We start from the raw sequence: 19,760 nt of genomic DNA, 5'->3' as shown, positions 1-19,760 counted from the left end.
AACCGCGGTGATTACGTCATGGCTTACACGCTTCCATAAAATCAGACGAAAATATTTTAGTTACCAGATCCAGGGAGAAAACTTCCTGGATCTGTTTTTCATAAATATTTTTATTTCAAAACTAATGATACCTATATATACACTCGCATTTCGAATTTGAATTTCTCCAAATATCGAAAATTTCATCTCCTTTTCTACATCGTGATAATATACAGATGCGATTAGTGCGTTAGACTTTTAAGAAGATTCTGAGTAAATTCATGACGGGGATTTTGAAAAACATCCCTGACTTCGCCGCAGTCTACTATTTTACTCTTATACATCACAACAACCTCATCGCTCATTTCTTTTATGACCCCTAAATCATGAGAAATAAACAGATAGGATATTTGAAGACGATCCTGTAGTTCCTTTAGCAATTCCAATATTTGTGCCTGCACAGAAACATCCAGTGCTGAGACAGGTTCGTCACAGACAATCAGTTTGGGACTGCCTGCAATAGCACGAGCGATGGCAATCCGCTGACGCTGGCCTCCCGAGAGAGAGAGGGGAAGACGGCGAGAAACATCTAATGGTAATCGTACCAATTCCAAGAGGGACGTAATCCGGTCTGGAAACTCTTGATATGGGACACCACTGGCTTCAAGCGCATCAGCAATAATCCGCCAAACTGTCCAGCGTGGATCGAAAGAACCAAGAGGGTCTTGATAAACGATCCCCATTCCACGTCGGTATGGTCGGCGCTCTCGTTCTTTAACGCTCTGATGAGTGCCCTCCCGTATTCCATTCCACATTTTTTCATCAAACCATACATTGCCTGCATCAGGCTTGAGAAAACCTGTCACAATCTTTGCTGTCGTCGTCTTTCCAGATCCTGATTCACCTAAAATACCAAGTGTCTGCCCTCTTCGGAGGGTAAAGCTGACATGATCGACAGCAAGCCGTGATGACCCCTGTGAACCAGGATAATGCTTGACGATGTCTTTCACGACGAGCAGAGGAGGAGCATCTTTTTTTTGTGAAACTGTAACGCGCTGAGGCTTGTACTGTTGTCCTGGAATCGAATTCAAAAGCACGCGGGTATAATCCTGAGCAGGGGACTGTAAAATCCTGGCAGCCTTCCCCTGCTCTATCATTCGCCCGTCTTTAACCACGATAAGTGTGTCAGCGACCTGAGACACTGCCGCGATGTCGTGGCTGATCAGCAGAATCCCATGTCCCGCATCCCGCAAACCACGAAACAGAGAAAGAACACGTGAAACAGCGCTGGCGTCTAAAGCCGTAGTTGGTTCATCTGCAATGACTATTCCGGGGTTGAGTGCTATCGCAGAAGCAATAAGCGCCCTTTGGCGCAGCCCTCCAGACAACTCGTCCGCACGTTGTTGCACACGTGTTTCGGGTTCAGAGATAGCGCTATTTTCCAAGAGTTGCAGCACTCGCTTCCGTCGCGCCAGGCGATTACGCCACCCTCGCCACTGACGATGAGCCGTCAGGAATTCCTCTATTTCCTGCCCAACGGTTCTCAAAGGATCCAGAGACGTTAATGCGTCCTGCAGCACAAAGCCAATCTTCTGCCCTCGGATTAAGCTCCACCCCTTCTCATCCAGCCCGAGAAGATCTTGATCGCCCAATTTCAAGCTTCGTGCCGTAATCTGCGCTCTTTCTCCAGCCAACCCAACCAGACTACGCGCAGTGACGCTTTTTCCTGAGCCGGATTCACCGACCATAGCCACGATTGAACCGGGTTTTATCTGAAACGAAAGGTCTTTTACGACCTGCTTTCCCTCAAAAGATATGGAGAGGTTTTCGACTGTAAGTTCCTGTCCGATCATAGCACGTACCTCATAAGGGCCTGCTTTCGAAATGACGTTGCAAAAAGCGACCTACGATTGTTGTGGAAAGCACAGTCAGTACGATGAAAAGACCTGGAAACAGGGTAAGCCACCAGGCATCAGCAATAAAATCACGACCCATGGACATCATGGTGCCCCACTCCGGTGTCGGAGGTGGCGCTCCGAGCCCGAGAAAGGACAGCCCAGCTGCCCAGACAATCGTCTGACCAACCCCCATGGTCGCAGTCACAACGAGCGGACGAAGTGCATTAGGTAGAACATGCCGTCGAATAATGGAAAATGGCGTGTGGCCGAGGGCGCGGGCCGCTTCCACATAGCCCGAATTCCTGACCGACAGAACCTGACTGAAGATCATCTTACCATAACCTGGCATAGCAGCGATCCCGATAGCCAAAGCCAGTGGTCCCGCCCCCGTCCCCAGACTGGCGGAGAAAAGAAGCGCCAATATCAATGCAGGAAACGAAAACAGCACATCTATAACAGCTCCAATGCCTCTTTGAAGCCAATGAGGACCAAGACCGCCTGCCAGTCCAAGGATAATTCCCCCCGAAAAACTGACGGCGACGGCCCCTGCTCCTACAAGAAGAGACTGGCGGGTGCCATGAATAACGCGTGTCAGAATATCGCGACCGGACTGATCCGTTCCGAAAGGGTGGCTCCAGTTAGGAGACAGAAAAGCATGCCGTGGCGCGATGGCGTAAGGGTCAGTCACGCTGATCGCACTTGGAATGATGGCGGAAGCAAGAAGAAAAGCCAGAAAAGCTGTGGCTGGAAAGAGCGCAATGGGCAACTGCGTCCACACAATGAGTTTTTTCGACCCGGCACTCATAGAGAAGCACTCCGCACGCGAAATGTTGCAAGACGCGGGTCGACCATTTCATGGATGATTTCGATAATCAGGCTCGCAAATATGTATGCGACTGTGACAAAGAGCACGATGCCAGTTGTTAGAGGCATATCCTGCGCGGAAACGGCATAAACGAGCGTCCGCCCAAGGCCTTTTCTTGAAAAAATAGCTTCTACGACTGCTGTTTCGCCGAGAAGTGCACCTAAAGCCCAGGCTGAAAGCGCGATTCCCGGAAGAAGGGCATGACGCAGAGCATGCCGTCGCAGAACCTGCCCCATACTCAGGCCTCGCATTCTTGCACTCAGAATAAACGGCTGATCGAGAGCAATCTCCAGAGATTCACGCGTAACCTGAGCTAGAAATCCCCCCAAAGGAATGGCAAGGGAAAGTGCTGGCATAATGAGTGATGACAGAGAAGAGCTACCAGCGGGCGGTAGCAAATGCAGCCTGAATGCGAGTATCCAAAGTAGCACAATTCCAAGCCAGAATGACGGAAGCGCTGCCGCAGAAATATCAAAAGAGGCTCCAACGCTCGAGAGTATCCGCCCGCGCCGCACCGTGAAGAAGACTGAAGTCAGTGCGATTACCCAAGCGAAGAGCAGTGAAATGGTTGCGAGCGCCAATGTAGGCAGCATTTGTTGGCGCAAAACCTCCGCAACCCGTAGATGCTGACTGAAGGAAACGCCTAAATCCCCATGCAAAAGCCGCCATATATAAAAGCCATACTGCACGACAAGAGGACGATCGAGGCCATATTCTTTTGTAATCGCCTCGACTGCACCGGGTGTGGGATTGGCCATAGCTCCACCAAGAATGATGGTTGCCGGATCACCAGGCATCATGCGTACCGCGAGAAATGTCAGCGTTGCGGATGCGAAAAGCATCCCGGCGCTCAAGCCAACCCGACTGATCAGGCGACGGGAAATCAGGCGTTGCATCATGGTATCATCCAGGCATCGTGAAAGTTGATGACTCGTAATGAAGGTTCAATACGTACATCATGAACATTGCTGAACACTCCCAGACGCGTAGTTTGAGAATAAGTCGTGATTTGGAGGTGTGCTTTGGCAATAATCTCTTGAGCTTGTCGATAAAGTGCTTTGCGCTGCCGGGCATCCTGCGTCGCCAATGCCTGCGCCACGACCTTATCGAAAGCCGGGCTACTATACCCTGAAGCATTCTGATGAATGCCGTGCTGAAAATGGTTAGTGAATGCAGATCCGAAGACGATACGAAGAACGTCTGGAGTATTTGTATTCCAATATCCGATGCGGACATCGTAATCCCAGGCGTCACTCCGCGCGATATTAGCCGTTTCGCTTAAAGGCTCCATTCGAACATCGAAGCCTGTTTGGCGCGCAGTCGCCTGCACCTGCTCCCAAAGGGTACGATCTGCGGGTGCAAGAACCGTGGAAATCGGGATGTGAACAATCAGTCTTTTACCCTCACGGACGCGATATCCCTCAGGATCTCTGTCTTGCCAGCCTGCTTCATCCAAAAGTTCATTAGCCCGTTTCGGATCGTAATCCTTGGTATGTTCAAAATCAGGGCTGTAATCGGGTGTGGAAGGGCTCAGAGGGCCTCCAGCACGTGCATAGTGATGGAAAAATATGCTCCCTAAAGCACCATCAATATCTGCGGATCGAATGAATGCTTCACGAACACGAATGTCATTGAATGGTGACCGAAGCGTGTTCAGAGTTCCGTTGGTCGGGTTTCCTGGTCGGTCCGCCATCAGCAATGACACGTCCGGATTGGACTTCGCCGGGGTTTCGCTCTCAGGCGGCACACTGTCAATGACCCCAACCTCGCCAGCCTGAAGCATGGCAAAACGAACTGACGGTTCGGAAACGAAGCGCCAGACGATCCCGTCAAGCCAAGCAGGCCCCTGATGACGTGACGTGGGAGGAGCCCATGCATAAGCTGGGTTTTTCTTGAGAACGACCTCGCTCTGGTGATCCCAGTGCGTGATAATGAAGGGGCCTGATCCTACAGGGCTCTGGCAGTTTACGTCACGGGGGCGCGACAAAGCTTTGGGTGACTCAATCCCAAGAAAACCCTGGGCCAGAACATTCAGAAAGGCCGAATACGGCGAAGACAGATGAACTGCTGCGGTATACGGATCGAGTATGTCGGTCCGGGTATATTGGCGGATATACCCCCCCGCCGTACCAGACTGTGTGGCTGGGTCCACCATATGGTCCAGATTGCTTTTTACAGCAGTCGCGTCGAACCTTGTTCCATCGGTGAAGGTCACATCGTGCCGGAGATGAAAGATATACGTCAACCCGCCATCGGCTACCTCCCAAGACGTTGCAAGCCAGGGATGAAGCATGCCCTGCTCGTCCATGGAGACGAGCCGGTCCAGATACTGCTCGGCGATATAGACTTGCGGCATATCGCCGTAAACATGAGGATCAAGGCATAGAGGCTCTCGCTCTGTTGCGAAGACAAGGGTTCCACCGCCTCGAGGAACAGTTCCATACTGTGTAGCTGTATGATGCGTCTTGCTGCCTGCATCATGCAGATAAAACAGGACAGCAAGAAACGCTACTACAGGAACAAGTGCCAAAACTATCTTGCGGTAAGAAGAATTGGTCATGCTGCGAACATCACCATGCGCTGGCCAAGGTCTTGTCCATAAATCCTTTGACGCAGAAACCCGTACGACACCATCAGAGATGCCTCCCCAGATCACTGAGGTGTACCGTCACGCCGCCAAAAACACTAAACCCGTCGCCCGGATAAAACATTGCGGAGTCTGTATGATTCAGGTTGTAAGCAGTATAAGCGGCCGTTGCATAATGCTTGTTTCCAAGATTGCGGAAATCAAGAAAAGTGCTCCAGAGCTTGCTTTTTGCTTCATACCCCAGTTTTAGACCGAAGATTCCATATCTGGGTGCCTTCAATGTATTTGCGTAATCAACATAATAGCTGGAAGACGATCTGAAATCGAAGTTCGCATAGAATCCCAGCGGATTATTATACTGAAGCTCAGCCTGATACTGCCATGTCGGGATCGATGGGAGTTTGTTCTGCCCAAGAAGTGGGTCATGCCTGTAATAAAAATCATTGACCGTAAGAGCCTGACGAAACGTCAAAGCGCCATATTGATGTAGATTAAAGAGCTTTGCCGAGAGACCAGCCTCAATACCCTGGTGGATTGTTGGACTTGCATTAGACGTTCTGGTGATTTCGGCTGTAGTATTTGTAGCGCGCGTAACGACAACGGATAGCAATTCGTCTCTGACCCAACTGCGATAAAGAGTCAGGTTTCCGTCAAATATACCCGCATGTCCTCGAATACCAATTTCAGCCGAATTGGCTCTCTGAGCCTTTAGTGGCCCTACAGTTCCTGTGTCATTATAGGGGCTGCCTCCTTTGACATCGTGGTAATTCCAGGTCACTGGCGGGTCTATCAGGCGACTGAAGTTGGCAAAGACATCGATATCTGGATTGATTTCATACCGCAGGCCGACGCGTGGCGTAATGAAGACATTATTATAATGCTCCCGGCTCTGAAGAGTTGAATTCGGGACCAGGCGATCAACAAGACGAATATTACGGTCAATCCAGATGACTGAAAAACCGCTGGTCAGCCAAAGATGATTAAAAATATTAAAATTATTCCCCGCAGCGAAAACCAGATCGTGTGACCCGCCGTATTTTACACGCTGATGAAGTGTCCAGTCTTCGCTATTATAAGTTGTTGATGGAACTGAAGACGTATAATATCGAGAATCTCCAGAAACCATATGTACGTCGCTTAGAATAATATTACTCTCGATTTTACGTCCGAGAAGGCGATCGCTCCGGTTATATTTGATAGAATTGTTAATATCCGTGGAACGCCACAGATTGAATTGCTGCGTCCCCGTTCCATTAAACAGCGGGTAGTCATTCCACGTTATGCCGTATTCCAGCCTGGAATCATCATCAAAGATATAGTTGGTCTTGAACCCCAACATCGTGCTCCTGGTCGGGCGCCCTCCCCAATCGTTTGGATTGATGCTTGGATTTTTGCGAAGCTGGGCCAGTGTCAGCAAGCCGCCATAATGGCCGAACCCTTCATCCCATTTAAAAATAAGCCGCGCAGACAGCTTGTCGGTAAAACGATAGCCAAGATTTGCGACAACATCCGTACGGTGCATCGCCGTATAGCTCTGGAATCCCTGACGATTGGTGCGCGCGACAGTGACGTAATAATCACCTTTCTTGTTGCTGAATGTCCCTCCCTGGCTCACCTGCTCTTTCAGTGTGCCATAACTTCCGGCTTCGAAATGAGCCATAAACCCAGGCGCGGAGACCCCCGTATGGGTTACGAAATTGATACCTCCGCCGAGAGCCGTAGCCGCATAATCAAATGCGTTGGCTCCATAGAGTACTTCGGTTCGCTGGTATCCGGTATTGTTGAGGCGGTCTTCCTGGAATCCGCCCACGCCGCTGACAGTCAATCCATCGATCAGGTATTTCATTCCCAGACTGTAACCTCCGTAGAACACACCGGCTCCTGACCCTCTGATGGAGATCTTGTTTCCGGTGCTTCCACTTGTGGCCTGCGCAAAAATACCAGGTTGGAATGCCAGAGTATCCTCAAGTGTGGCTGACCTTCCCTTCTCAACCTCCTTGCTACTGATGACGGTAAAGGTTCCTGGCACTTTCCTCATACGCGTTTCGGCCGCGCGAACACCATTCGACCCAGTGACATTGATATCCTCACTCCTGGAAGGAGGAACCGGGCCATTTTTTGAGCGCGCCGTTGTGGCGTGAGATGGCGCAGGGTTGACCACTGGCCGGATGTGAGACGCGCGTGAACCAGTGCGCTTGATTCGTTCAGCGTCTTGAGCAAACGCAGCGGGAATCATGGCGCATGTTGAAAGAACGGTCATGCCAAGGAGAAGAATACGTGTGTGCCGCTCGTGAAAGGCTTTCATGACTCGTTTCTCAACATTTGGGTGATATCTCGGAACATAAAAATCGACCTTGAGGAGACACATCCCCACAGGCGATTCCTTTATTCACATATCCAAATGTATGAACGTTAATAACAACGCATTTTTAATGTTATATCTGGAAGTCGCTTTTTATCCTCATAAAACCTAGGAAAAACGCCATTTCATGAGTTTCCATTGAAATAATTAATACGAGGAATGACGAATTAAAAATTATGCTCCCGCCGGTTTGGTGCGCATCATAAACGACGAAAACTAGTTAATTTCACCTTATATTCGTTAGGTGTCGTTGTATGTCCTCTTCTGCCAATTTTGCCTCTGCCAAAGAACGTTTTCAGCCGATCATCGAAACGATAACGCGCGCCTCACGGGAATTCGAACACGACCCTGCGCTTGTGAGAAATATTGTGCAGGAGTTGAAAGCTGCGGGGCTGGGACGCGTCCGCCTTCCGAACGAATTGGGTGGGTACGGAGCCTCCCTGAAGCAGAGCTTCAGTCTGCTGAAAGATCTGGCGACAGCAGATTCCAACCTGCCACAGATTTTCCGTGCCCATTTTGCCTTTATTGAAGGCAGACTCCGTCACGCCCACAAATCAGCCGAATGGTTTGATCGCATCCGTGAGGGCGCTCTTTTTGGTGCGGCGATGGCAGAACGCTCAGACGAAACAGGTGTATCGACCCAACTGAGTTCAGACGGGAATGAGTCTCGCCTGAATGGTACAAAGTACTATTCGACTGGCACTCTCTATGCTGACTGGATCATTGTCTGGGCCGCAGAGGGAGAGCAGCGCGCGCATGTTCTGGTTCCTTCAGACGCTGCCGGTGTCACACGCCTTGACGACTGGGATGGCTTTGGCCAGCGTCTTACCGGAAGCGGAACTACTGTTTTTGAGAGCGTTTTAATTCCTCCGACACAGATTCTGGATCGTTCTGAGCCCGGGAATATTCCTGCACACTCCTATCTCGCCGCTTATTATCAGCAGTTTCATCTGGCAGCTTTAGCCGGCATTTCGGCCGCCGTGCTGCGTGATGCCGTTGACTTTGTACGCCCCAGAACGCGAACCTTCGGTGTTCCCGGAAAAGTTGTCCAACGAGAAGACTCTGTTGTGCAAGGGGTTGTGGGACGACTGTCTGCCCTTGCCTTCTCGACCTCGGCTCTGGTCGATCGCGTTTCAGATGCGTTGGCGGAAGCCGAGCCTGCCTGGCTGAGAGGCGACACCGAAAGCGTGACGTTTAGCGAAGCCGAAGAGGCCGCATTCAAGGCGCAGCAGATCGTTATCGATCAGACACTTGAAGCCGCAAACCTGCTTTTTGAAGTTGGCGGCGCATCAGCCACCAGCCAGACCAGAAATCTGGACCGCCACTGGCGCAATGCCCGCGTTCTGTCCTCACACAATCCTGCGGCACAGCGCCGTCGGGAACTCGGCGATCTGGCCTTGAACAATACTCCTCTTTGGACGCCCTACCGGGAAGGTCTGAAGAAAAATCTCTCCAAGGAGCCGGCATGAGCAAGGCGTCGGCTCCTAAACAGTTAAAAGTAAATCTCTTCGAAATGGCGTGCGTGAGTCACATCGTCCACGGCATGTGGACGGCGCCTGACAACAATCGGCATCGGTTTGGAGAAATGGGGTTCTGGCTGGAACAGGCGCGTCTGGCGGAAGACGCGGGTTTCGACGCAATTTTTCTTGCCGATGTCATTGGTGTCTATGACCGTTTCAATGGGCTTGATCCTGCTCTTCGCCTTGGTGTGCAGATTCCAAACCTTGATCCGCTTTCCCTGATCCCGGCCATGGCGGCTGTCACCACGCGTCTGGGTTTTGCTGCAACGTTCTCAACAACCTACGAGCCGCCCTTTGCCTTTGCACGACGCATGAGCACACTCGATCTTCTTACAGAAGGGCGCGTTGGCTGGAACATTGTGACCTCCTACCTCCCGAATGCGGCTCGGAACTTCGGCCTTGCAGACGAAATCGAGCACGATGAGCGGTACGAACGCGCAGAAGAATATCTGGAAGTTCTCTACAAGCTCTGGGAGCAGAGCTGGGACGAAGACGCTCTCGTCATTGATCGCGAGAACGACGTCTTCACACATCCTGATCGCGTTCATTACATCAATCACAAAGGAAAACATCATCAGGTTGAGGGACCGCACCTTGTGCAGCCCACACGTCAACGCACGCCTGTTTTATTTCAGGCAACCGGTTCCAAGCGTGGCCTTGAATTTGCGGCCCGTCATGCGGAAGCTGTTTTCATTGGTGGCCGGACCCGCGAGGAAATCCGCCACAACATTACCCGGACACGCGAACAGGCAGCCATAAACGGTCGAGACCCCAATGATCTGAAATTCTACGTCATGGCTGGACTTATCGCCGGGAAGACAGAGGCCGAAGCTCATGAGAAGCTGAAGCGTTACCGTGAGCGGTACAGTGTCGAAGCCGCTCATGTGCATGCGCAGGCTGAAATCGATTTGCGGCATTTTGACCGCTTCCTGACCATCGGAGAAGCCCTTGAGCAGTCAGGGCGTCCTTTTGGCAACATGGGACGTCGATTTGGTCCTGATCAAACGGTGGGCAGCGCGCTGGATCAGATTGCCAGTTTTGAACAAGGCCGCTTTTTCGTCGCGGGAACACCTTCCCAGATCGCAGATGCCGTTGAAGACTGGCTCGATATTGATGGCATCGACGGCATTAATCTTCGCCAATACCATACGTTTGAGACGGCCAGAGATTTCGGAGAGCTGATAGCTCCTGAACTTCGTAAGCGTGGTCGTCTACCAGAGCAGAACAGCCCTCCGGAGACGCTCCGTCATCGCCTCTTCGGTTTTGACCGTCTTCCGACAAGCCATCCGGCCCGCCAGCTCTCCCTTCCCGTACAAGCCCAGATAGCGAGTTTCTCATGAGCACAAATACCGTCATCGGGGGTGTCCCCGAGAAAATCAACGTTCTTTGGTTCCTCCCTACTCATGGGGACAGCCGATATCTGGGAACACAGGAAGGGGGCCGCAGCGTTGACCTGCCTTATCTCCAGCAAGTTGCACGGGCCGCTGACAGTCTTGGATATTATGGTGTTCTCCTTCCCACAGGTCGAAGCTGCGAAGATTCCTGGATTGTTGCGTCGTCTCTCATTACGTCCACTGAAAGGCTGAAATTTCTGGTGGCTGTACGCCCTGGGTTGCAATCGCCAACCTTTGCGGCACGTATGACAGCAACTTTGGACCGCCTGTCCGGTGGTCGTCTTCTGATCAATGTTGTGACGGGCGGAGATCCAAAAGAAAACGAGGGAGATGGCCTCTTTCTCGATCATGCAACCCGCTATGAAATCACGGACGAATTCCTGTCGATTTACTCCCGCCTTCTTAAGGGAGAAATCGTCGATTACGAAGGGAAGCACTTCCATATTGCAGGTGGCCAGATCCTTTATCCGCCGCATCAGGCGGGTGGGCCTCCTCTCTATTTTGGAGGTTCGTCTGATGCAGGCATTCAGGTTGCGGCAAAACGGATCGATAAATATCTGACCTGGGGCGAGCCGCCGGAACTCGTAAAAGAAAAAATTGCTCGTGTTCGTGAGGCTGCCGCCCGTGAGGGGCGAGAGGTCAGCTTCGGAATCCGCTTTCATGTTATTGCCCGTGAAACAACCGATGAAGCCTGGGCTGCGGCTAATCGCCTGATTTCACGCCTGGATGACGCAACAATTGCCCAGGCGCAGTCTGTATTTTCAAGGCTGGACTCCGTCGGTCAGTCCCGCATGAGCGCTCTGCATGGAGGACGCCGCGACAAACTGGAAGTCAGCCCCAACCTCTGGGCGGGCGTCGGGCTGGTCCGCGGCGGTGCGGGGACGGCTCTGGTCGGAGATCCAGCCACCATTGCCGAACGGATTGATGAGTACAGACGCGCAGGCTGTGACAGCTTTATCCTCTCCGGTTATCCTCATCTGGAAGAGGCTTACAGCTTTGGCGAACTGGTCCTTCCGCTGCTTCCGACCGCCCATCCGACACGCGCAACCGGCGGTCAGAACAATATGGGTCCGTTCGGGGAGACGATTGCCAATTCCTACCGTCCAGCCCAAGCGTCTTCATGACAACGGAAGTTCAGACCAGCCGTCAGCCGGCTTCCGCCACCGTTGCAATTATCGGTGGCGGTGCGACAGGAACGATGATTGCGTATCATCTGCTTCGCGAACACCGAGACCTGGGGCCCGGCAGTGTTATGATTTTCGAGCCTCGCTCCAAGCTGGGAGCAGGCGTCGCATATGGCACCAAAGATCCTCAGCATCGCATCAATGTGCCCGCTTCACGGATGAGCATAGACACGAACAAGCCTGAGGATTTTGCAGATTGGCTCAAATGGCACAGTCATAAAACCTGTGACCCAGAAGCATTTTTGCCCTCGGGCGAGGTTTATCCGACCCGCTCAGAGTTCGGTCGCTATCTTTTTGAAAGAATAACGCCGTTCCTCATCAACAAAACGCTTCAGCATATTCAGGACACGGTCGTGTCCGTACAGCGTCATGGCGATCAGTGGCGTCTCCAGACCGCTCAAGGGATGATTTATGTCGCAGCGCATGTTGTCATTGCAACGTCGCATCCTGCCCCGGCTCTGCCGGTCCCTCTCAAAGAGATCGCGCATGACCCGCGAGTGATCTCTGATCCCTGGGCGAAGGACGCCTTCAAAACTTTGGATCCGCGGGCACGGATTGCCATCATCGGCACCGGCCTCACAATGGCGGATGTTGTAGCGACCCTGGCTGCCCAGGGACATCTCGGTCCCATTACCGCAGTCTCCCGCCGTGGCCTACGATCTCGGGGACATTCCCACGGGGTTCCCAGCCTCTTCGGAGATTTCTCCACCACTCCCGAGAAGACAGCGCCAGACCTGCTCAAACGCATTCGTAAAACACTCACGTCTGCCCCTGAAAGGCCATGGCAAGACACCCTTGATGCCGTACGTCGCCAGGGCAAGACGATCTGGACCGCCTTGCCAGTCGTAGAACAGCGGCGCCTTGTCCGCCATCTTCGGCCTTTCTGGGATGTCCATCGTTTTCGGATCGCACCACAGGTCGAACACACTTTGAACCTGAGGGCAGAAACTGGATTACTCACAGTTCTTGCTGCCCGAATTGAGAGCGCAGAAGCCCACTCTGATAATCTTGCCCTACACCTTCAGGAGCGTGGAGGAAGAAAGCGCACGGTCTATGCAGATATTCTGATCAATACCACCGGCCCCGACCATGCAGGCATTCTGACAACACCTGGTTTTCTCTCCCGCCTGGCTGAGGATGGCTTTGTGCAGAAAGATCCTGTCGGCCTTGGGCTTTGGACGGATGAAGACCACTCCGCACTTGTTGACGGCTTGCCAGTATCCAGCCTGTTCGTTGCCGGACCACTCTCCCGCGGGACATTCGGCGAGCTTATGGGCCTGCCGGAAGTGACAGCCAACGCTCAATCCGTAGCAGCCCGACTGGCTGATAACCTTCAGAACTCAACATACGCTGAACAGGTGGATTCATGACGTCTGCTCAAACTGTCACATCCAGCACGCTTCGTCCTGTCATCCGTCATGCTGACGATGTTTCGGCCATCGTCAATGCCGGACCGCAGAGCGGAGGACATGCCAACATCATCGTTGCTCTTGCTCTCGGCGGGGTCTTTCTGGATGCGTATGATCTGACCACTCTGTCCTACGGAATTGGAGACGTACAAAAACATTTCGGCCTTTCAACATCTGCCACTGGTATGGTTGCAGCAGCGATGAATGCCGGAACGGTCGTTGGTAGTATCGCTGGCGGCTGGCTGACGGACCGGATAGGCCGATACGCCGTGTTCATGGCGGACATGATCTGCTTTGTTATCGCAGCCCTTGTGGCCGGTATGGCGCCCACAGCCACCATCCTGATCCTTGCCCGTTTCGCCATGGGGTTCGGAGTAGGCATGGACCTGCCAGTAGCCATGGCTTTTCTGTCCGAATTTTCGAAACTCAGCGGAAAAGGGAGTAAAGCAAGCCGCGCCGCCGCATGGTGCCCAACCTGGTATGCAGCGTCTTCGCTCTGCTTTTTCCTTGTTTTTGCCCTTGATGCCGTCGTTCCGGCCACTCATCCGGATTGGCTATGGCGCGCGTCACTTGCTTTCGGTGCTCTGCCTGCCCTTCTGATCATTCTTGTCCGTAACCGGTACATGAGTGAATCCCCTATCTGGATTGCCCGAAATGGCGATCTGGAGAAAGCTGCCGAGATTCTGCGGGCGTCTCATGGCATTGATCCAGTTCTTCAGATCGAAGCTCCGCCGATCCAGCCACACTCTCACGGAATTCTACCTTTGTTTCGCCAGCCGCTGCTCAGGCGCGGAATTCTGGTCAGTGTCATTTCCATTGTCAGTGCCTATTCCTACGCAGCAATCGCGTTCGGCGCGCCCAGCCTGCTGGCCGGAATGCTGCACCTCGATCGCAAACAGGTTCTGATCACATCCATCATCCTGAACCTCGTCTTTGCATTTACAGGCGGTCTGATTGGGGTCCGCCTTGCACGGTACATGTCTTCCCGCAAAGTCAATATCGCCGGTTATATCCTGCAGGCTGCGTCTATCGGAACACTTGCCATCGTCGGAACGCCACATTCCACGGCTGGCGTCATAGCGGTTCTCGGCGGATTTGCGGGCTATCTTTTCGGTCAGGGTTTCGGGCCGGGCTGTCAGCAGATGATTTACGCCACCCTGACCTATCCAACAGAAATCCGAGGCGTTGGCATCGGTATGAACCGGCTTATTTCTGGCCTGGGAGCCACCATGGCCATGTGGGCTCTTCCTGGACTCTATGCACATTTCGGCACAAACCTGTTCTGGTTCATTCTGACTGCCCCCTTAATCGGGCTGACATTGCATCAGATCATCCGCTGGGACGTCTTCAATTATGACCCGGATGGAGACGACACATTGAAGTCTGTTCTGAGGCCCCTCTCCCGGAAAAACAAACCCCTTCAGCAGTCTGGCCTTCTCAATGAAGGCTGAGTGAACCTGAACCATATTATCTGCATTGCCACACCTCGTCTTCTCACCGTGATCGTTTCCAAGGAGCGCATGTGTCTCTTATCCCCGTAAACGCTTTTGATATGAATTGCGTCTCCCATCAGGCCAGCGGTTTGTGGCGACACCCGGACGATCAGTCATGGCATTACAACACCCTCGGATACTGGACGAATCTCGCCCAGACGCTTGAACGGGGATTGTTCGATGGGCTTTTCATCGCAGATGTTCTTGGCATCTACGATGTGTATGGAGCTGGCCCGGACGCGGCCTTGCGCAATGCCTCCCAAGTCCCGGTCAATGACCCGGCCATGCTGATTTCCGCCATGGCCGCTGTCACCAAAAACCTTGGCTTCGGACTGACGGCAACTCTCTCTTTCGAGCACCCCTACCCCTTCGCCCGCCGCATCAGTACCCTGGATCACCTGACCAACGGGCGGATAGGATGGAACATTGTGACAGGCTATCTGAACAGCGCGGCAAAGGGCGTTGGTCAGCAGCAACAGACGTCACATGACGAACGCTATGACGTCGCACGCGATTATATGCAGGTTCTGAGAGGCTTATGGGAGAAAAGCTGGGAGGACGGTGCAGTTCTGCGAGATCGGGAAAATGGAATCTTTACAGACCCGACGAAAGTTCATCGCCTGCAACACAAAGGAAAGTATTTTGAGGTCGATGCAATCCATCTCTGCGAGCCCTCGCCTCAACGAACGCCGGTCCTCTATCAGGCAGGGACATCCAGTAAAGGCCGGGCCTTCGCTGGTGATTATGCTGAATGCGTCTTTATCGCCGGCCCCTCCAAAGAAGTCGCCCGGCATGCCGTTTCAGGACTGGAAGCGGAACTTCAGCGCACCGGACGTTCCAGAAAATCACTCAAGATCTTCTCTCTTGTCACAATTGTAACGGCCGAGAACGACGAGGCAGCTCTGGAAAAATGGGCGGAGTACAGAAAATATGTCAGCCATGAAGGTGCGTTGACGCTCATGTCAGGCTGGACAGGCGTCGATTTTTCAACGTTCGACCTGGACGACCCCGTTCGCCATATCCGTAATGATGCCATTCACTCTGCAATTGATGCGTTGACTGTTGTTGATCCGAAACGGGTCTGGACCGTCAGGGAACTCGCAGAACATGCGGCAATCGGCGGAATGGGCGTAACGTTTGTCGGTGGTCCCCAAAAAGTTGCGGATCAGATCGAAAAATGGATTGAAGACACCGGGATTGACGGCCTCAACCTCGCTTACGCCATCACACCAGGCAGTTTTGAGGACTTCGTGACATATATTGTCCCCGAACTTCAGAAACGAGGCCGGTATAAAACAGAATATCAGCCTGGGACTCTTCGAGAAAAGCTCTTCGGAACATCCGAACCACAATACAACACGGCAGCGCCATGACTGATACACATCGCCTTATCAACCGCCGCAACCTCTTGGCTGGCAGTCTTGCGCTCACTTTTGCGTCCACAGCGCACGCAGCAACACCCGTCATTCGTATCGGCTATCAGCGTTACAGCACTCTGGTCATTCTCAAGGAATCTGGCGCGCTGGAAAAAGCTCTGGCTAACCGAGCGAATGTCGTATGGTCAGAATTCGTCGCAGGCCCACAATTGTTGCAGGCTCTGGTAGCAGGAGCGCTGGATTTAGGGCAGACCGGCGATGCTCCTCCCGTGTTCGCATCGGCGGCAACACCTGATGCACTTGTCTATGTCGGGCATGAGCCTCCTGCCCCTCTAGCCGAGGCTATTCTCGTTCCGAAAGACAGTTCAATCCAAACTCTTGGAGATCTGAAGGGCAAACGGATCGCGCTTAATCGCGCATCTAACGTTCACTGGTTTCTGCTCCAGGCGCTCCATAAAGCTGGCCTGTCTTTTCATGACATCAAACCGGCCTATCTTACACCCCCATCTGCTCGTTCAGCCTTTGAAAGCGGTCAAATTGATGCTTGGGCGATATGGGACCCCTATCTGTCGGGAGCGCTCTCCAGTGGGTCTCGCATTCTGACAACGGCGCAGAATATTGTCGCAAATCGAGAGTTTTTCCTCGCACGTCGTGAATTTTCAGACAATCAGCCGGGCCTTTTGCGGGAAGCACTTCATCAAATCGCTCAAACGGATGCGTGGGCTCAGGGCCATAAACCCGAAGTCTCGCATCTTCTCGCGACGCAGACAGGACTGCCTTACGATACCGTCTACTCGGCAATCAAAACCAGAGATTTCGGCTATAAACCGATGGAGGCGGGCGTCATACAGGAGCAACAACAGATTGCCGATGGATTTTTAAAAGAAGGGCTTTTAACGTCCCATGTTGAAGTTTCTTCAGCGATCTGGAGGTGAGCCAGATCGCAGTTAGATCTCTTAACGAGCAGATATCATTGATAAAAATTTTATTTTTATACCCAATATATTCAGAAATACTCATGAAACATCTGAATAATACTTATATTTTTTTGTATAGAAAAGTTTTCATATAATTAATATGACATATGAACCATAATCTATGGTTCTCTTCGACGAGGAATATCAGAATGCGATGTAAGTGCGGTAACGCCTGAACGGCGAAAAAGTCTTTCAGTGAATTACGTCAGATCCAAGTCAAAGTAACGGTATCAGCCCTCTGTCTCTCCCTTCAAATGTGAGAGGAAGAAGGAACCGATTATTATTCGTTGCCATGACACACGTAATATTCACACAAATTCCGCGCTCCGCGATCTAAATAAAACACCAGTAATACGGGGCATGAATTCCCCGTCCGGAATGAGCTTGAAATGAAGAACCAGAAAAAGCGGGTTTATTCCCATACAGATTTTCGTTTTGGCATGTCTCATGCGCGTCTGTCTTCAATCCTGTTAAGCGCAGTCGCTATGACCCCGCTCATGAGCGAGGCTGCAGAGCATAAAATCCATACAAATTATCATCGGACAAATGCTTCTGGCAAAAAACTGACATCGCCCTCAGCATTGAATAACGCATCACCGCCTCGCCCATTTGTTGCTCCCTCGAGTGAAACGATTAAGGTTTCCACTCGAAGACGCTCCGTCGTGGATCAGTCAAAAGCAGCTCTGAGTACTATTCCTGGCGGTGTCAGTGTAATTGATGCACATGAGGTTCTGAAAGGTCGTAACTTTACGAACGCTGATGCCCTCGCGTTCCAACCCGGTGTTTTTGCACAAAGTTCCGGTGGCGGCGACGGTTTGCGGCTTTCCATTCGCGGTTCCGGAATCCAGACAGGAACAAACTATTTCCGTTCAGGCATTCTGATGATGTTTGACGGGCTTCCCGTAACAACACCAGCCGGAACACCCTACGAACTTTTTGAGACGCTTGGAGTGCGATACACAGAAGTGCTCCGTGGAGCCAATGCCTTTGATTATGGCGGTCTACAACTCGGTGGGGCGATCAATTACGTTACCCAAACAGGGTATGATGCAGATCTTTTTCAGGTCAGAGCCGAAGCGGGCAGTTTCAACTACAACAAACAGCAGATCAGTTCCGGGCAAGTCATAGGAAAATCAGACTATTACATAAGCGTTACAAAATCATACCGCGGCGGATATCAGCAACAGACAGCGGCGAGCAGTTTTGGTGTTAACGCAAATTATGGATACCGTTTCAACGACAAGGTCTCCACGCGCTTCTTCTTCCGCTATCGCCAGACACAGAATGGTTATCCAGGTTTTTTGACCCGAGATCAGATCATTGATAACCCCAAGCAGGCACAATCTACATATGTCGCCCTGCACTCCAAACGCATCCAGCCCGGTTCGAAATGGTACGGCAACATGACGACCATTCGGATTGATGATCACTCCAAACTGGAGTTGGGAATTAATTATCAGGATGCCCCGATTGACATCGAAAATGGTACTACCGCCGGAATCTGGGGATACAAGACGATTGCTGGCGTGATCCGTTACAGCCGAAAAGACAAGGTTTGGGGGCATAGCAACGATACCTTATTCGGGATCGACACTTATAGCGATCTAGACGCCTGGCAAACGACGCGGACCAGAACAAGTACAGGCACTTACGCGAGCATTCCTTTTGGCACGAAACTTCGGCACGCCACCTACGGCGGCACGGATAATTATTTCCATATCAGGGATAATTTCGAACTCTTCCATAATTTCTGGCTAACCGCCGCAGGTGCCCTAGACTTCGTTCAGCGCTCAACCGCTGTCACATATCCCACAGAGAGCTCTCTTAAAACGTCGGCTGTCGGCTTTACTCCGCGCGGAGGATTTCGATATGTCATTAATCCGCATGTTTCTGTCTATGGAAACGTAAGTCGTAGTTTTCAGCCCCCCAACGACTGGCAACTGCTTTCTGGTGCAAATTATACAACCGGACCTGCTGCAGGTCTGACAGCCACAGGCGCAAGCCTGGAAAATCAAACAGCGACAACCTATGAAATTGGCACAACAGGCGATTGGCTCCGCAATAAATGGAGCCTGACATACTATTATTCTTCTGTGAGGAATGAACTCCTGTCTGTCATGACCCCTCTGTCGCAACTTTATGGAAACGCGACATATTCAAATGCGTCTCCAACCGTACATCAGGGTGTCGAAGCATCTCTCGAAACAAATTTGTATAAGTGGTCTGGTGGAACCTTGGGATTACATCAATCTTATACCTATCAGGATTTCCATTTCAAAAACGATGCTGTTTTCGGACACAATAAACTCCCGGGCATTCCGGCTCACTTTTATCAGGGAGAAATCCGTCTCGACCTGAAGAATGGATTTTATGCTGGTTTTAATACTCAGGTTTCATCAAAAGTTTCCGGGTCTTATGACGATACCTACTTTGCCCCATCCTACCATATTTACAATGCCAACATCGGTTATGAATGGCCCGGAAAACATCGTCAGGTATTCCTCTCGTTCAATAACCTAACCAACAAGCATTATGCATCCATTGTGGTGCCCGGATATATTGCTGGAGGCAAACAACTCTCGGTAATGCAACCCGGAGATGGATTTGGCGTATTTGCCGGAATTTCGATCGGGCTGAACGATTAGAGTCTTTTTCTGTAGATATATTTATAGAATATGAGAATCCATGGACTTCAGGTCTTGAGTAAAGGAGCTCC

The 19,760-nt window shown here is 51.8% G+C and carries 13 protein-coding genes; 8 read left to right on the top strand and 5 right to left on the bottom strand.

Annotated elements, in window-relative coordinates:
- Positions 1 to 221 precede the first annotated feature (221 nt).
- From J4P41_RS12945 to J4P41_RS12925, 5 genes are all read right to left on the bottom strand, one after another.
- Complete coding sequence (locus J4P41_RS12945) at positions 222 to 1,832, bottom strand: ATP-binding cassette domain-containing protein (RefSeq protein ID WP_426067450.1); 1,611 nt, start codon at positions 1,830 to 1,832, stop codon at positions 222 to 224.
- 10 nt (positions 1,833 to 1,842) lie between these two features.
- Complete coding sequence (locus tag J4P41_RS12940; protein ID WP_426067449.1) at positions 1,843 to 2,682, bottom strand: ABC transporter permease; 840 nt, start codon at positions 2,680 to 2,682, stop codon at positions 1,843 to 1,845.
- Positions 2,679 to 3,641 (bottom strand): ABC transporter permease, encoded by a 963-nt coding sequence (locus tag J4P41_RS12935; RefSeq protein WP_211568315.1) that lies wholly within the window; start codon positions 3,639 to 3,641, stop codon positions 2,679 to 2,681. Before J4P41_RS12935 ends, J4P41_RS12940 begins: the two co-directional genes overlap by 4 nt.
- Positions 3,638 to 5,302: an ABC transporter substrate-binding protein gene (locus J4P41_RS12930; RefSeq protein WP_426067448.1), complete on the bottom strand. Its 1,665-nt coding sequence runs from the start codon at positions 5,300 to 5,302 to the stop codon at positions 3,638 to 3,640. Before J4P41_RS12930 ends, J4P41_RS12935 begins: the two co-directional genes overlap by 4 nt.
- A 73-nt stretch (positions 5,303 to 5,375) precedes the next feature.
- Positions 5,376 to 7,634, bottom strand: coding sequence for a TonB-dependent receptor family protein (locus J4P41_RS12925; protein WP_211568314.1), 2,259 nt, complete (start codon positions 7,632 to 7,634; stop codon positions 5,376 to 5,378).
- Between the two features lie 311 nt (positions 7,635 to 7,945).
- On the opposite strand from J4P41_RS12925, the gene J4P41_RS12920 reads away from it, so the two are divergent.
- The 8 genes from J4P41_RS12920 to J4P41_RS12885 all read left to right on the top strand — a co-directional run bounded on the left by J4P41_RS12920 (position 7,946) and on the right by J4P41_RS12885 (position 19,689).
- Positions 7,946 to 9,160 (top strand): acyl-CoA dehydrogenase family protein, encoded by a 1,215-nt coding sequence (locus J4P41_RS12920; protein ID WP_426067446.1) that lies wholly within the window; start codon positions 7,946 to 7,948, stop codon positions 9,158 to 9,160.
- Positions 9,157 to 10,551 carry an NtaA/DmoA family FMN-dependent monooxygenase gene (locus J4P41_RS12915; protein WP_426067445.1) on the top strand — a complete coding sequence of 465 codons (1,395 nt, stop codon included), beginning with the start codon at positions 9,157 to 9,159 and terminating at the stop codon, positions 10,549 to 10,551. The genes J4P41_RS12920 and J4P41_RS12915 overlap by 4 nt, the downstream gene beginning before the upstream one ends.
- Entirely contained in the window at positions 10,548 to 11,729 is a 1,182-nt protein-coding gene (gene ssuD, locus J4P41_RS12910; RefSeq protein ID WP_023943475.1) for an FMNH2-dependent alkanesulfonate monooxygenase, read from the top strand. Before J4P41_RS12915 ends, ssuD begins: the two co-directional genes overlap by 4 nt.
- A complete protein-coding gene (locus J4P41_RS12905) occupies positions 11,726 to 13,159 on the top strand; it encodes an FAD/NAD(P)-binding protein (protein WP_426067444.1) in 1,434 nt (477 codons plus the stop codon). Before ssuD ends, J4P41_RS12905 begins: the two co-directional genes overlap by 4 nt.
- Positions 13,156 to 14,649, top strand: coding sequence for an MFS transporter (locus J4P41_RS12900; protein WP_211568312.1), 1,494 nt, complete (start codon positions 13,156 to 13,158; stop codon positions 14,647 to 14,649). The genes J4P41_RS12905 and J4P41_RS12900 overlap by 4 nt, the downstream gene beginning before the upstream one ends.
- Before the next feature lie 101 nt (positions 14,650 to 14,750).
- Positions 14,751 to 16,064, top strand: coding sequence for an LLM class flavin-dependent oxidoreductase (locus J4P41_RS12895; RefSeq protein ID WP_426067464.1), 1,314 nt, complete (start codon positions 14,751 to 14,753; stop codon positions 16,062 to 16,064).
- The gene (locus tag J4P41_RS12890) at positions 16,061 to 17,002 is read left to right on the top strand and encodes an aliphatic sulfonate ABC transporter substrate-binding protein (protein WP_426067443.1); all 942 of its coding nucleotides are present in this window, start codon (positions 16,061 to 16,063) and stop codon (positions 17,000 to 17,002) included. The genes J4P41_RS12895 and J4P41_RS12890 overlap by 4 nt, the downstream gene beginning before the upstream one ends.
- Positions 17,003 to 17,484: 482 nt before the next feature.
- Complete coding sequence (locus J4P41_RS12885; protein WP_426067463.1) at positions 17,485 to 19,689, top strand: TonB-dependent receptor family protein; 2,205 nt, start codon at positions 17,485 to 17,487, stop codon at positions 19,687 to 19,689.
- The last annotated feature ends 71 nt before the right edge of the window (positions 19,690 to 19,760 follow it).

Source organism: Gluconobacter sp. NFX36 (genome assembly GCF_049887835.1).
Taxonomy (GTDB): domain Bacteria; phylum Pseudomonadota; class Alphaproteobacteria; order Acetobacterales; family Acetobacteraceae; genus Gluconobacter; species Gluconobacter japonicus_A.
Note: the sequence above shows the minus strand (reverse complement) of the source record. Positions and strands in the feature narration are given on the sequence as shown.